At 63.7% G+C, this 13,798-nt stretch carries 14 protein-coding genes; 9 read left to right on the plus strand and 5 right to left on the minus strand.

The features are described from left to right. Nucleotides 1-7 precede the first annotated feature (7 nt). The 3 genes from ACVZTU_RS02740 to ACVZTU_RS02750 all read right to left on the minus strand — a co-directional run bounded on the left by ACVZTU_RS02740 (nt 8) and on the right by ACVZTU_RS02750 (nt 3,033). Entirely contained in the window at nt 8-478 is a 471-nt protein-coding gene (locus tag ACVZTU_RS02740; RefSeq protein ID WP_482401325.1) for a hypothetical protein, read from the minus strand. Between the two features lie 502 nt (nt 479-980). Beyond that, the gene (gene pgm / locus ACVZTU_RS02745) at nt 981-2,621 is read right to left on the minus strand and encodes a phosphoglucomutase (alpha-D-glucose-1,6-bisphosphate-dependent) (RefSeq protein ID WP_482401326.1); all 1,641 of its coding nucleotides are present in this window, start codon (nt 2,619-2,621) and stop codon (nt 981-983) included. A 118-nt stretch (nt 2,622-2,739) separates the two neighbouring features. Further along, nucleotides 2,740-3,033, minus strand: coding sequence for a hypothetical protein (locus tag ACVZTU_RS02750; protein WP_458310964.1), 294 nt, complete (start codon nt 3,031-3,033; stop codon nt 2,740-2,742). A 247-nt stretch (nt 3,034-3,280) separates the two neighbouring features. Here ACVZTU_RS02750 and glsA point away from each other — a divergent pair, with 247 nt between their 5' ends. Together glsA and ACVZTU_RS02760 are read left to right on the plus strand one after the other, a co-directional pair. Continuing rightward, nucleotides 3,281-4,297 (plus strand): glutaminase A, encoded by a 1,017-nt coding sequence (gene glsA, locus ACVZTU_RS02755; protein ID WP_482401327.1) that lies wholly within the window; start codon nt 3,281-3,283, stop codon nt 4,295-4,297. Further along, nucleotides 4,297-5,925, plus strand: a complete 1,629-nt coding sequence (locus ACVZTU_RS02760) for an MFS transporter (protein WP_482401328.1) — start codon at nt 4,297-4,299, stop codon at nt 5,923-5,925. The genes glsA and ACVZTU_RS02760 overlap by 1 nt, the downstream gene beginning before the upstream one ends. Nucleotides 5,926-5,995: 70 nt before the next feature. Here the strand turns inward: ACVZTU_RS02760 and ACVZTU_RS02765 are convergent, their stop codons facing one another. Further along, nucleotides 5,996-6,325 (minus strand): rhodanese-like domain-containing protein, encoded by a 330-nt coding sequence (locus ACVZTU_RS02765; protein ID WP_139469974.1) that lies wholly within the window; start codon nt 6,323-6,325, stop codon nt 5,996-5,998. A 254-nt stretch (nt 6,326-6,579) separates the two neighbouring features. On the opposite strand from ACVZTU_RS02765, the gene ACVZTU_RS02770 reads away from it, so the two are divergent. Next, on the plus strand, nt 6,580-7,419 hold the full coding sequence (locus ACVZTU_RS02770; RefSeq protein WP_482401329.1) for a pyridoxamine 5'-phosphate oxidase family protein: 840 nt from the start codon (nt 6,580-6,582) through the stop codon (nt 7,417-7,419). Between the two features lie 152 nt (nt 7,420-7,571). Here the strand turns inward: ACVZTU_RS02770 and ACVZTU_RS02775 are convergent, their stop codons facing one another. Then, nucleotides 7,572-8,162 carry a CGNR zinc finger domain-containing protein gene (locus tag ACVZTU_RS02775; protein ID WP_482401330.1) on the minus strand — a complete coding sequence of 197 codons (591 nt, stop codon included), beginning with the start codon at nt 8,160-8,162 and terminating at the stop codon, nt 7,572-7,574. A gap of 57 nt (nt 8,163-8,219) precedes the next feature. Between ACVZTU_RS02775 and ACVZTU_RS02780 the strand changes: the two genes are divergently transcribed. The 6 genes from ACVZTU_RS02780 (at nt 8,220) to ACVZTU_RS02805 (ending at nt 13,484) form a co-directional block, all read left to right on the plus strand. After that, nucleotides 8,220-9,572: an MFS transporter gene (locus ACVZTU_RS02780; protein ID WP_482401331.1), complete on the plus strand. Its 1,353-nt coding sequence runs from the start codon at nt 8,220-8,222 to the stop codon at nt 9,570-9,572. 152 nt (nt 9,573-9,724) lie between these two features. Then, a complete protein-coding gene (locus ACVZTU_RS02785; RefSeq protein ID WP_139469982.1) occupies nt 9,725-10,015 on the plus strand; it encodes a DUF4287 domain-containing protein in 291 nt (96 codons plus the stop codon). Further along, nucleotides 10,012-10,356 carry a cupin domain-containing protein gene (locus ACVZTU_RS02790; RefSeq protein ID WP_482401332.1) on the plus strand — a complete coding sequence of 115 codons (345 nt, stop codon included), beginning with the start codon at nt 10,012-10,014 and terminating at the stop codon, nt 10,354-10,356. Before ACVZTU_RS02785 ends, ACVZTU_RS02790 begins: the two co-directional genes overlap by 4 nt. Nucleotides 10,357-10,418: 62 nt before the next feature. After that, a complete protein-coding gene (locus ACVZTU_RS02795; protein ID WP_482401333.1) occupies nt 10,419-11,732 on the plus strand; it encodes an FAD-dependent oxidoreductase in 1,314 nt (437 codons plus the stop codon). Nucleotides 11,733-11,803: 71 nt separating this feature from the next. After that, nucleotides 11,804-12,661, plus strand: a complete 858-nt coding sequence (locus tag ACVZTU_RS02800; RefSeq protein WP_139469989.1) for an ABC transporter permease — start codon at nt 11,804-11,806, stop codon at nt 12,659-12,661. Beyond that, nucleotides 12,654-13,484 (plus strand): ABC transporter ATP-binding protein, encoded by an 831-nt coding sequence (locus ACVZTU_RS02805; protein ID WP_458310969.1) that lies wholly within the window; start codon nt 12,654-12,656, stop codon nt 13,482-13,484. Before ACVZTU_RS02800 ends, ACVZTU_RS02805 begins: the two co-directional genes overlap by 8 nt. Nucleotides 13,485-13,798: the final 314 nt, after the last annotated feature.

Here is a 13,798-nt window from a genome sequence, read left to right on the forward strand (position 1 = left end):
TGGAGCTTCAGTCCTCAAACTGAACCTTGTGCACGGCGTTGGGAGTGCCCCACTCGTCGTCGGGGTCGACGACCGCCTCGGTGGGCATGCCGAGCGACATCTTCTCGCCGGTGACGGTGTTCTCGTAGTCGATGTAGGTCGAGCCGGCGGCTCCCTCTCCGCCGACGCGGTCCCAGTGGGTGACTTCGTCGTCGCTGTGTGCCTGCAGTTCCTCGGCGACCTGAGGCGACGCGAAGGCCTCGACCCGGTCCGTGTCGCCTTGTCCCCAAGCTCGGACGAGCTCGTCGGCGTATTTGACCGGATCGGTCGGGTAGTAGACGGACTGTGTGTCGACGCCGGAGTCGGCGGATTGGCTGGATGAGTCGGCGAGGGACGCGTCGGCTGCCATGGCCGGTCCGGACGCGAGTCCAAGACCGGCGAGTCCGGCTACGGTGGCGATTCCGAGAGATGCTGCGCGGTTGCGAACGGAGTACTTCATTGTGTCGATCCTTTTCTGTTCATCTGCCGCTTCTGCTGGTGGACGTGTGAGTTTCGCAGGGCGGTATGTCGATTGACGGTGAACAGTCTTGCGATCGAATCTAGAGGGCGCGACAACGGAGCCTGACAGCCGACTTAAGGTCTGTCACAGCGGGAAAACAGGAATATTGCAGTAGTGCGACGGTCGCTGTTACACACAAGCTGACCACTGTTTGGTGGCAACATGTCTTACGGGTGAACGTCGTGGTCATGGCTTCATGCGGACGCAGTGGTCTAAGTCGCCCGCGGGGTTTGCGCCATTGCGGCCGTATCGTCGGCTCGGTTGGGGGCCTCTGCAATTGCGACAATCCTGCGCAGGCAGCGATACATGATCGTGATCCGCACTCGCCCTTACAAAAGTGAACAGAAGTATCCGCGGCTGCAAAGTGTGAGCGCAGCGATGAAGTTCGCTGCATCCACACTTCGAAGCCGCGGAAGTGAGTTATTCGTACAGTGGCTGGTGCTTACTCCAGCACTCCGTCCACCAGCGTCCGCGCATCATGCTGGACCTGGCGCAGGTGGTCCTCATCGCGCAGCGATTCTGCGTAGATCTTATACACGTCTTCCGTGCCCGACGGTCGCACGGCGAACCATGCATTGTCCGTGGTGACCTTGAGCCCGCCGATGGGCGCATTGTTGCCCGACGCCGAGGTGAGCACCTCCTTGACGGGTTCACCGCCGACGGTCTTTGCACTCACCTGGGAGGCATCCAGGGACCCCAGTCGTTCCTTCTGTGCGCGCGTCGCCGGAGCGTCCTGGCGGGCGTAGGAGCTGGTGCCGTGGTTCGCGGCCAGTCCTGCGTAGCGCTGTGAGGGAGTCTGCCCGGTCTTCGCGGTCATCTCGGCCGCGAGGAGGGCGAGGATGATGCCGTCCTTGTCCGTCGACCACACTTTGCCGTCCCTCCGCAGGAACGATGCGCCGGCCGATTCCTCGCCGCCGAATGCCAGCGTCGAATCGAGCAGGCCGGGAACGAACCATTTGAAGCCGACAGGCACCTCGAAGAGGGTGCGATTATGCGCGGCGACGATGCGGTCGACGATCGACGAGGTGACCAGAGTCTTGCCGATCCCCGCGTCGTTCGGCCAATCGGGGCGGGAGTCGATCAGGTAGTCGATGGCCGCTGCCAGATAGTGATTCGGATTCATCAGGCCGGCATCGGGAGTGACGATGCCGTGGCGATCGGCATCGGCGTCGTTGCCGGTGGCGATGTCGAAGTCGTTGCGCGAGGCAATGAGGCCGGCCATCGCATAGGGGGAGGAGCAGTCCATGCGGATGTTCTCGTCCCAATCCAAGGTCATGAACGACCAGGTGGGGTCGACGTCCGGATGGACGACGTCGAGGTTGAGGTCGTAGTCCTCGGCGATGGCCGCCCAGTAGTCGACGCTGGCTCCGCCGAGCGGATCGGCGCCGATCTTCAGCCCGGAGCTGCGAATGACGTCGAGGTCGATGACAGACTCGAGGTCGTCGACGTAGTTCGAGACGTAGTCGAAGTTCTCGGTGTTCTCCAGATGGAACGCCCGCTGGAACGGGGTGCGCGGGATCTTCTCCCACCCCTCGGCGAGATACTGGTTCGCGCGATCAGCGATCCAGGTCGTCGTCTCGGTGCCGGCAGGTCCTCCATGGGGCGGGTTGTACTTGATGCCGCCGTCGGCGGGCGGATTGTGGCTGGGAGTGACGATGATGCCGTCGGCCTGCGCATCCTCGCGCGACTTCCCTGCATTGAAGCCGAGGATCGCGTGGGAGACGGCAGGGGTCGGGGTGAAACCGTCGCGCTCGTCGATGAGCGCGGGCACCTCGGCTGCGGCGAGCACCTCGAGGACGGTGAGGAATGCGGGCTCACTCAGTGCGTGAGTGTCACGGCCGAGGAAGATCGGCCCACGGATGCCTTTGTCACGGCGGAAGTCGACGATCGCCGCGGTGATGGCCGCGATGTGCGCCTCGTTGAAGGAGCGGTTGAAGCTCGAACCGCGGTGGCCGGAGGTCCCGAAGCTCACTGCTTGCGAAGGCACCGAAGGGTCGGGAACCAAGTCGTGATAGGAATCGAGAAGGGCAGGGACGTCAACGAGATCCTTGTCCTGGGCCAACTGGCCGGCGCGTGTTGTCATTCTTCTACCTAACCAAATGACAGCGGTTGCGCACAGTTGTGTCCACGGAGTTCTTGCATCGTGGACTTCGGCGGCTCCACGGAGCGAGAACTAGCGGCCTCGCTCAACGGTAGCCGTCTCAGTCCGGCGGCTCCACGGAGTCGTCTTCCTCTTCCTTCGTGTCTCCACCGCTGATATCTCGGTCCTTGTCGGGAGAGGACCCTTCAGCTTCGGCCTGGGCTTCCTCAGGATCCCGCTCGATCGGAACCTCGTGTTCGGCAGCGATGCGCTCGAGCCTCTCTTCGGGAGTCTGGGAACTTCCTTCGGCATCGGTATCCGCGCCGACTCCGACGACAGAGCCCTCGATCTCCTGCTCGTCGTCGGTCTGCTCTTCTGCTGCGTTCTCCGGGAGGTTCTTCTTCTCGTCACTCATGACTTCGGCTCCTTTCGGAGTTGAACACGCTCTCGCCGTTCGGCGGAGGATTGGAGATCACCAGATGTGCCTCAGTGATCCGTGGTGCCGACGGTAGACCCATCGTGGCATGCGGGCAAGGGGGTTCAGACCGACGGTCAGGGACCTGTGCAAGGTGAGCGCCCTGAGATACAGTGAAATCACCCTGTGGAGAGGCGCTGAGCGGCCTGTCCCACGGCAACCCCCAAGATTGGGACGAGGATCAAAGATGGTCGGGCCCGACGAGAATTCGGTCAGACAGCGAGCCTCCACCGGTGGCCTGCCCTCCGACAGCTTCATTGACGAGACCCTGGCAGACATCCACGCACGGTACGGCGGACTCGACGACGGTGAGGTCGCCGACTACATCCCGATCCTCGCCGAGGCGGATCCCCGATGGTTCGGACTCAGCCTCATCGAATCGGCCGGGACCGTGCACGAGGCCGGAGACGTCGATATCGAGTTCTCCATCCAATCCATCTCCAAGGCCTTCGTCTTCGCGCTCGTCTGTCAGGCCCGCAGCTCCGAACTCATCCACGAACGCGTCGGCGTCAACAACACGGGACTCGCCTTCAACTCCGTGATGGCGATCGAACTCAACGACGGCAAACCGTTGAACTCGATGGTCAACGCCGGCGCCATCGCCACGACCGCACTCATGCCCGGGGCCACCTCGGCGGAGAAATGGGAGAACATCCGCTCCGGGCTCTCCCGCTTCGCCGGGCGGCAGCTTCGCCTCGACGGTCGGGTGTACGAATCGGAGATGAAGACGAATCAGCGCAACAAGGCCCTGGCTCGCCTGCTCGAGAGCTACGGGCGGATCATCACGGATCCGCTCGACACCGTCGACATCTACACCCGGCAGTGCTCGCTGCTGGTCACCGCGCACGATCTCGCGGTGATGGGAGCGACGCTGGCCGACGGAGGAATCAATCCACTGACCGGTCGGCAGGTCGTCTCCGCCGAAGTGGCGCGTGACACGCTCGCGCTGCTCGCCTCATGCGGAATGTACGAGAACAGCGGTGAGTGGCTCTTCGAGATCGGACTGCCTGCCAAGTCCGGGGTCGCAGGCGGCATCGTCGCCATCGCCCCAGGCAAGGGAGCGCTGGGCACTTTTTCGCCGAGGTTGGACTCCGCGGGCAACAGCGTGCGCGGTCAATGGGCGTGTTTTCACATCTCCAGAGTCCTGGGCATGAACCTCTTCGCATCGAACGCGGCCGTCGAACGTCCAGGGAAAGGACAATGATGAGCTCCGAAACCACACCGCACGACATCGCCGAGGAGCGCAGATCGTGGGCACCGATGATCGGGCTCTTCCTCGCCCAGGTCCTCATGTCGTTCAACGTCGCCGCATTGCCGATCTCGCTCGGCGGAATGGTCGAGGACTTCGGTGTGCCGCCCACGGTCGCCTCGTCGACGATCGTCGTCTACGGCCTTGCTGTGGCCGCGCTCGTGATGACCGGTGCGAAGCTGGGACAGCGGATCGGGTGGGTGCTCATATTCCGCGCCGTCCTCGTCGTCTTCGCGGCCTCCTCGCTGCTGATGATCTTCTCCCGGACGGTCACCTGGGTCATCGCCGGTCAGCTGCTCGCCGGGGCCGCCGCCGCGATCATCGTGCCCGCGCTGGTCGCGCTCATCGCGGAGAACTACCGGGGTGCACAGCAGGCCGCGGCGGTCGGCTCACTCGGTTCGGCACGTGCTTTCTCCGGGATGAGCGCCTTCCTCATCGGCGGCACCTTGGGCACATTTGTCGGGTGGCGGCCGATCTTCTTCATCACCCTGGGACTGGCCGTCATCGTCTTCGCGCTGACGTTCACGCTGAAGTCGGACAAAGGCGATGACTCGATTCGGATCGACTTCGTCGCCTCGGCGCTCATCGGTGCTGCGGTCGTGCTGCTGACGTTGGGGTTCAACAACCTCAATGGGTGGGGGATCATCCGCGCCGAGGTTGGGGCACCGTTCTCGATCGCGGGGCTGTCACCGGCGCCGGTGTTCATCGTCATCGGCGTGGTCCTCGGGCAGCTGTTCTTCGTCTGGACGAAGCGTCGGAAGGCCGCAGGAAAGGTGCCGCTCGTCGACATCAGCGTGCTCGGTCGTCCGAGTGAGAGGGCAGCGGTCTATGCGATGTTCGTCATCGTCGCCATGGAAGCGGCGGTGAACTTCACCGTGCCCACCTACATCCAAGTCGTCCAGGGGCGCACCCCTTTCGATACCTCGTTGGCGATGCTGCCGTTCAATCTCACGGTCTTCGTCACCGCCACCCTCATCGTCCGCTTCTACAAGCGGTACTCACCGCGCACCATCGCGCTCTTCTCCTTCGGGCTGACGACCGCTGCACTCATTTGGCTGGCGTTCGTCGTGACGAACAACTGGGAGACTCTGCCGACGATCCTCGGCCTCATCGTCTTCGGCATTGGTCAAGGTGCGCTCGTGACCTTGGTGTTCAATGTCCTCGTCACTGCCGCGCCGAAGCACCTGGCAGGTGACGTCGGGTCAATCCGCGGCACCGCGCAGAACCTCGCCTCGGCGGTCGGCACGGCGGTGATGGGAGCGCTGCTGGTCACGGTGCTCTCGGCCGGGCTGGCGTCTGCCGCCGATGACCATCCCGATCTGCCGCCGGAACTCGTCGAGCAGGTCGACCTCGACAATGCGAACTTCGTGAGCAACGACGAACTGCGCGACGTCCTCGAGGGGACGACGGCGACACCGGAGCAGGTCGAGCATGCCGTCGAGCTCAACTCCCAGCAGCGACTGCGCACACTTAAGCTCGGCTTCCTCATCCTCGCCGGCATCAGCCTGATCGCAGCAGTTCCGGCTTCCCGGCTGCCGAAGTACCGACCGGATGAGATCCCCGACCCCGCCGAGGCTGACTAGGCCAGGCGGATCAGCTTGATAACTTTACCAACGGCCTGAATCTAGCGGCTGAAAACGGCAGGGGAGAGGATCACTTCACCCAGGGCTCTTCGCCGGTCTCGGAGACGATGGGCTTGCCGTTGTCGAGGTTCCACGAGCCCATGCCGCCGTCGACATTGAAGGCGTCGAAACCGTTCTGGTTGAGCCAGGCCACGGCCCGGTTGGAGCGCCCGCCGGTGCGGCAGATGACGTACATGTCGTCATCGAGGGGGAGATCGTCGAGGCGGCTCGGCAGTTCGCCCAGCGGCACGTGGATCGCGCCTTCGATATGGCCGGCCTCCCATTCGTCGTCCTCGCGGACGTCGATGATGGCGGCCCCTTCGGGGATGTCGTTGACGGTGACGGTCGTTTCTTCATCCATGGCTTCAGTCTAGACATCGGCCAGGACACGGACGCAATGGGCTGCCGGACCGATCTGCTCACCACCCGAGCTCCAAATGGCGCGGTGTCTGGCGCCTCGGGCCGGGCCCCGTCTCTGTGAGGTGGGGGCAGGTCTCTTAGGGCGGCGCGTCTGTGCGCCGACTGGGAAAGCCCACCATGTTGAGTCAGTCAGCGTTCCGCACCGCGATCGCATGGAAGAATGACGAACCACCGCCGACGAAGAGGGGAAGTCTGATGAACAGAGACAAGAGCACCGAAGGTCGCGGCGAGGAGAAGGCTCGCGACGCCGCCGCCGTTCTCGACGAGACAACCGAGAAGTTCGCCGGTACCTCGAACATCGCCCCGGGCGAAAAGGGCGGCTACACCGAGGGGGACGTAGAGACCCGGGCGCGCGACGCCGCTGCCAGCCAAGGCGCGAACCTCTATCGCAACCCCGACGGTTCGCACACGGCAGTCGACGAATCTAAAGCCGCCGTGGGAACCCCGAGCTCCGAATCTGAGGACTCCGGGCCACCGGCCCGCACCGCTGCCACCGATGATACGGAGGCCGGCCAGGTCTCCGCAGCCGGTGACGGGCAGGCTCCTGCAGGCCAGGCGGCTACCGATGAGCTCGACCAGGCCGATGTCGTCAAGATCCTGCGCGGCAGCGACTCCGTCATGCTCGCGACGGCGTTGGCCGATGGCAAGATCCTCTCCCACCCGATGGCACCTCAAGAAGTCACCGAGGATGCCGACGTATGGTTCTTCCTCGCCCTCGACGGCGACCAGACGAAGGCGCTGCGGACGAACCCCGAAGTCAACATCAGCATCGCTGAGGCGGGCAACTGGTTGTCAGTCGCCGGACGCGTCGAGTTCATCGATGACGAGGCCAAGGTCGATGAGCTGTGGTCGGATTCTGCCAAGGCATGGTTCGACGACCGTCGGGACCCGAATCTGGGGCTGATCAAGGTCATCACGCACTCCGCTCAGCACTGGGGGCTGCCTGGAGGTAAGGCATCTGGCCTATTCCACATGGTCAAGTCCAAGATCACCGGCAACCGTCCAGCCGGCGGCACTCAGACCACGGAACTCTGAGCCGTATCAGCATCCAGGGCGTCCGGCGCGACTCATCAGTTCGCGCCGGGCGCCCTCGTCTGTGTCTGCCACCGAATCCGTAGTCGCCCGACACGATGGCTGCGACAGACTGTTTTGGGTTTTTCGCAGCGACCTGGCCAGCCGCTCCAGCCTCACTGATTCGCTTGTTTGGCCCGCCACCGGGCCTGCTTCGCCCGATTGCCGCACAGCTCCATAGAGCACCAGCGTCCTGTGCGCGAGCGCGAGTGATCAAAGAACGCCCACTGGCAGCTGTCGTATTCGCATGCCTTCAGCCTCGCCCATGTTCCGTCCCCGAGCGCCGCGGTCGCAGCACTCACCACCCGACCGATTGCTGCGTCGATACCGGTGCCGGCTGCGACGAGCTCGGCGCCGCGGTCGGTGATGACGATCTGAGTCGTGCGCCGGGCCGCCTCGGTGAGTGCCTCGATAACCGCGTCGGGCGTGCCCGCCTTCGAATGATTGGCCAGGAGCCCATCGCGCAGAATCTCCCGCAGTTCCCGTGCCCGGTGCAGATCCGCCTCCGATGCATCGTCGGCTGCGCCGTTTTCGCCGAGGTGGCCGTCGCCGGCGGATCGTTCGATTCCCTGCTCGTGCGCCCACTCCGACCACCCGGACAGATCGGCGAGGCGATCGGTTCCCAAGTCGATATCGCGGGTGTTGACGAAGGCGCGGACGAACTCCAGCTCGCCGGGAGCAGCTGCGGGCGGAACGATCTCAGGCATGAGGCCAGTATAACCACTATTGCTATTTACATGGTTACTGAGATAACCTGCGTTGCTATGACAACAGTTACGTCAGCGTGGACGGTTCCTGGTTTTCGCCTCTTCTGGAGCGCTGGAGCGCTCTCTCGACTCGGAGCAGAGGTCGGAGAGATCGCCCTGCCCGCCCTCACCCTCATCACTCTCGGCGCGACCGCGATGGAGGCCTCCTGGGTGCGCACGGCACTCGTCGCCCCGTTCCTTGTCGTCACGCTCTGGTTCGGCGTCATCGTCGACCGCCACCCCAGGCGGCCGCTCATGATCCTCGCCGATTGGGTGCGCGGCGTCCTCCTCGTCGCTGTGTGCGTCCTCGCGCTGACGAATACACTGACGATTCCGGTCGCCGTCGGGGCCGCTTTCGCGATCGGCACGATGACCGTGCTCTACCAGCTCGCCGACTTCTCGTTCCTGCCGCAGTTCGTACCCGAAGACGCACTCATCGACGCGAACTCCAAGATCACTGCCACGGAGTCCGCCATCGAGACCGCCGGTTCCGGTGTCGGTGGACTAATCGTCCAGGCCGTCACCGCGCCGATCGCGATCGCAGTCAATGCCGTCGGCTACCTCGCCTCAGCCCTGCTCATCGGGCGGTTGAAAATCGACGACCCCGCTCCCGCCCCTGGCGCGACCGAACCCACACCCGCACCCGCCGCAACCGAACCCACCCCCGCCCCGAGCACGAACGAAACCGCAGACACGTCCGCCGTCAAAACCTCAGCCATCGCCGAGGTGCGCGACGGACTCAAGTCACTCATCCGCCACCCGATCCTCCGGGCCCTGGCGACAGAGGCGTCTCTGTGGAACTTCGGCCATGAGATCCTCATGCTCGCGCTCGCCGTCCACGTGCTTGCCGGACTGCCTGCCGGTCCTCTCATCTTCGGTGTGGTGGTGACCTGCGGAGGCATCGGCGCTCTCGTCGGCAGCCTGCTCAGCCCCCGCCTCACGGCACGTTTCGGATATGGGCGGTCCCTGCTGGTCAGCCTCGTTCTCGGCAACACAGCGCCGCTGATCGGAATGGTCATCGTGGCGTTCTTTCCCGCCGTCCTCATCCCGGGCCTGGCCGTCGCCTTCCTCCTTTCGGGGCTCGGCAGCGGAGTCGCCGATTCGCAATCGACGAGCATCCGCCAGCTCGCTCTGCCCGACGAACTTCGCGGACGCGTCAACGCCGGCTACCGCCTCGTGTCCTGGGGCGCACTGTCCATCGGCGCGATCCTTGGCGGCACCCTGATCACGTTCATCGGGCCGGTCGGATCCGCCGTCTCCGGAGCGGCACTCATGGCGCTGGCCACGGTCCCGGTAGCCCTGTCGCCCGTGCGCGGAATCCGCGCCATCAATGAAGTCGTGCCGGACCGAACCGGCACACAAGACACATGAGTCGGGAGATCGAGCGGTACCGGGGGCTGACGACGATAACCCTCGACCTGGCATCTCTCAGCGATATATCCTGAACTCGGGTGAGCGCGGAACGCTGACCTGCACCGTTGCCGAGCAGCGCCGCTCGCCGCATCGCCCCGAAGGGACCCGACATGTCATTTCAGGCCTACCTCGACACCATCGAAGACAAGACCGGACTCACTCCTCGCGAGTTCATCGACCTGGCCAAGGACAAGGGGTTCGACGACGACTCGGTCAAGGCCGGAGCCATCCTCGAGTGGCTCAAAACCGACTATGGACTTGGCCGCGGGCACGGCATGGCCCTCGTCCACGTCATCAAGAAGGGCCCGCAGATCGACGCCAAACACGTCGGCACCGGCGGCACACACAATGATGAATCAGACATGCTCTGGCTCGATGGCAAAGCGAGCAGACCAGCATGATCACCGTCATGCAGCGCTCCGAGCTGCTGCTGCCCGGATCGCCGACGGCCAAGTTCATCGGCGCCGAGCACGGTGCCGACGTCTCGTTCTTCTGGGGCGATACCGGACCGGGAAAGGGCCCCGATCTGCACCGGCATCCCTACACAGAGACATGGATCGTCCTATCGGGGCAGGTGCGCATCGACGCAGATGACGAAACCGTCACTGCCGAGGCCGGCGCCGTCGTCACCGTCGGAGCCGAAACGGTCCACCGTTTCCGCAACATCGGAACTGAGAATCTCAAAATGGTGTGCATCCATGCCTCACCCGAAATCATCCAGGATTTCGTCACCGAGGGCTGACCAGGTCGGCTTCACACCCGCACCTCCCGGCGGGCCGCCTCGGCGAGGATTAGCATGGAGGCATGAGCAAGCGGATCGTCATCATCGGTGCGGGATTGGCCGGCACGACCGCGGCGCGGGAGCTGAACGCGCGCGGTCAGGCCGTCACCGTCATCGACCCCCAGGCCGGCGAAACGTGTGAGCGGCCGCCGCTGTCGAAGCACCTCTTCGACGGCTCCCGCCACCACCTGCCGTACCACCTCGAATCGACCGAGCACATCACCTTCGTCCGTGACCGGGCAGAAGAGATCACCCTCGCCGAGGCGGCCGCAGAGTCCCGCTACACCGCCGAGACCCAGCGACACCCCCACCCGCTGGCGAACCACCACGCCACCGCGGGCACCATCCACCTGGCCTCGGGAGAGTCCATCGACTTCACCCACTGCATCCTCGCCACCGGGATGGAGGCGAACCGCCCCGAAGTCCCCGCCTACCCGGACGCTCTGCCGGTCTATGACCTCGCTGACGCCGAATGGATCCTTGAACGTGTGAACAACGCGACCGAGGCCCTCAACGTCGGGGTGCTGGGCTCCGGTTATCTCGGAATGGAAGTGGCCACCTCGGCGGTGGCGGCCGGACACCACGCCACGATCTACCTGCGCGGGGACGAACCCCTGCGCAAGCAGCTCTCCGCTCCCGTGAGGCAGGCGCTGTTCGACAAGCACAAGGCTGCCGGAGTCGAATTCGTCACCCACACTGCGAGCCCGGATGACATCCCGGCCGATGTTCACGACCTGTTCATCACCAGCGTCGGGGCTCGCCCTCGGCTGATCCCGATCGACGGTCACCGACCCGCTCAGGCGTGGGGTGTGGATGAGAGTTTGGCAACATCCAATCCGGGTGTCTTCGCCGCCGGTGACTGTGCCATCGTCACCGCCGGACCCTATGCACTCGACCACCCCTGGGCCTGTGAGCCGGTGGCCGAAAGCCACGGAAAATTCCTCGCTGAACTGCTCACTGAAGGATCAGACACGGCTTCGAACGACGGTGATAATGCGCCCGAATCCGCTTCAGATTCTGGGCCGGACGACGGTCCGAAAGTCTGGTCCGATGTTCCCTGGCACTGGAGCTTCCAAGGCCCGGAGAAGGTGTTCACAGCGGGCCTGACGAGCCCCGACGCCGACGACACGATCGTCCGACACGACCCCAGTGGAGCGAAGTTACAGGTCTTCCACTTCGACGGGCCCGCCCCGGAGTCGGTGCTCGTCGGCGTCGAGACGTTCAACTGGCCCCCGATGCAGGCGGCCGCCCGACGGGTACTCGGCGGTAACAATATTCCGACGAGAGCTCAGATCGCCGACCCCGACTTCGACTTCAAGGCTCACAGCCGACTGTGAGTCTGCGCTAGTCTCATCCCGTAGACTCTTTCTGTTCTATCCCCAGTCGCCGACGAGAGAATTTTCTGTTCATGGATATGGCCAGGCTTGCTGCCGAGCACGGACTCGAAAGAGTCGGTGGACGGCCGTCTCTACCTCAGTACGTCAAACAGCTTCTCAACCGAAGCGACTTCACGTATACGCTAGCGAAGTACCGGATGCAGTCCGAGAACGAACGCAATCGCCTCGGCATGCTCTGGGTGCTTCTGCGTCCGGCGTTCTCCGCACTCATCTACGGCACAGTCTTCGGGTTCATCATGCGGGGCGCCACCGCCCGGCCCGACGATTTCGCCCCTTTCGTCATCATCGGCGTCTTCGTGCTGGAGTTCTTCAACACCTCGATGAACGGCGGGTCGAAATCGATCATCTCGAACGCCTCTCTCGTCCAATCGCTGCCGTTCCCGCGCATCGTGCTGCCGATCGCCACGGTGTTCCAGAACCTGCTCAACTTCATTCCCACCTTCATCTTCATGGCACTACTCGTCATGCTCTGGGGCGCGAAACCCGGTTGGGACTGGTTCCTCTTCATCCCCTTGGTCTTCCTGTTCTGGATCTTCAACCAGGGTGTGGCCTTCATCTTCGCCCGCGCAACGGTCCACTTCCGTGACCTCTCCCAGGTGACTCCGTTCATCTCCCGGATGATCTTCTACACCTCGGGCGTCTTCTTCGACCTCAAGGTCATGGTCGACAAGATCAACCCGTCCCTGCAGCCCTTCGCTGATTGGCAGCCGCTGAACAACGTCCTCGCGATCGCCCGCGGCATCCTCATGAAGGACGGTGTCATTCCCTACGACTACTTCTGGCACCTGGCCATCTGGGCATTCGGCATCTTCATCATCGGCTTCGTGTTCTTCTGGCAGGCCGAGGAAAGGTTCGGTCGTGATGAGTGAGACGAACGAAGAGCAGGCCTTCGACACCGGCAGCCTGCCCGAAGTGACGCGAAACAATCCTCCCGTCGTCGTCTGCGACAACGTCCACGTCCGGTACAAGACTCTGGCTACGGGCAAGAAGCTCAAGCTCGGCAGCAAGGACGTCATGTCCAAGCGTCGGGAGCTGAGGGAGGTTCACGCCCTCAAAGGCATCAGCTTCGTCGCCCACAAGAACGAATCGATCGGCATCATCGGCAGCAACGGCTCGGGCAAGTCCACGCTCATGCGGTCGATCACCGGACTGACTCCGACCTCCGAGGGGGCGATCTATGCAACGTCACGGCCGAACCTCCTCGGTGTCGGCGCCGCACTGATTCCGGATCTCTCGGGCGCCCGCAACATCGTCCTCGGGTCTCTGGCTCTGGGGCTCACTCGTGACGAGATCGATGCCAAGTTCGATGACATCGTCGAGTTCACCGGGCTTGAGGACTTCATCGACCTGCCGATGCGAACGTACTCCTCGGGTATGTCCCAGCGTCTGAAGTTCGCGATTGCGACCTCGGTGCAGCATGAGATCCTCATTGTCGACGAGGCGCTCAACGTCGGTGACAAGAAGTTCCGTGACCGTTCCGAGGGTCGTATCCGAGCCATTCGTGAGAACGCCGGTACCGTCTTCCTCGTCTCGCACTCGATGCGCACGATCAAGGACACGTGCAACCGTGCACTGTGGATCGAGAAGGGCGAACTGCTCGCCGACGGCCCGGCGCTTGAGGTCATTCGCAAATACCAGGCTTTCACCAAGGCCGAGAAGGCGAAGGAAAAGGATCAGGAAGAGCCGGCCTGAGCCCTAGTCTGCCCTGCCTTCGGCCCCTTGCGAACTCGGTCCCGTTCTCTGCTGAGGACGGGGCCGTTTCTTTCACTTCGCCGCAGCCAGCGACACCCTGAGCTCCACTGTCCGCGCTGTGCGGGGCCCTCACCAAATCGCCGCGGCGATGTGGTGAAAGGCGTCGACAACGACACTGACGTGACTCGTCACCTGCTGAGACCGTCTTTGCGGCCGGATACTACGGGACTACAATCGTCTCGCTGACGAGAACAGGGGGCATACTTGTCAGATCAGAGACTCCGACCGGGTCTGTGAATAAGCAACATCCGCCC

It is taken from the genome of Brevibacterium sp. OS20, from assembly GCF_056837565.1.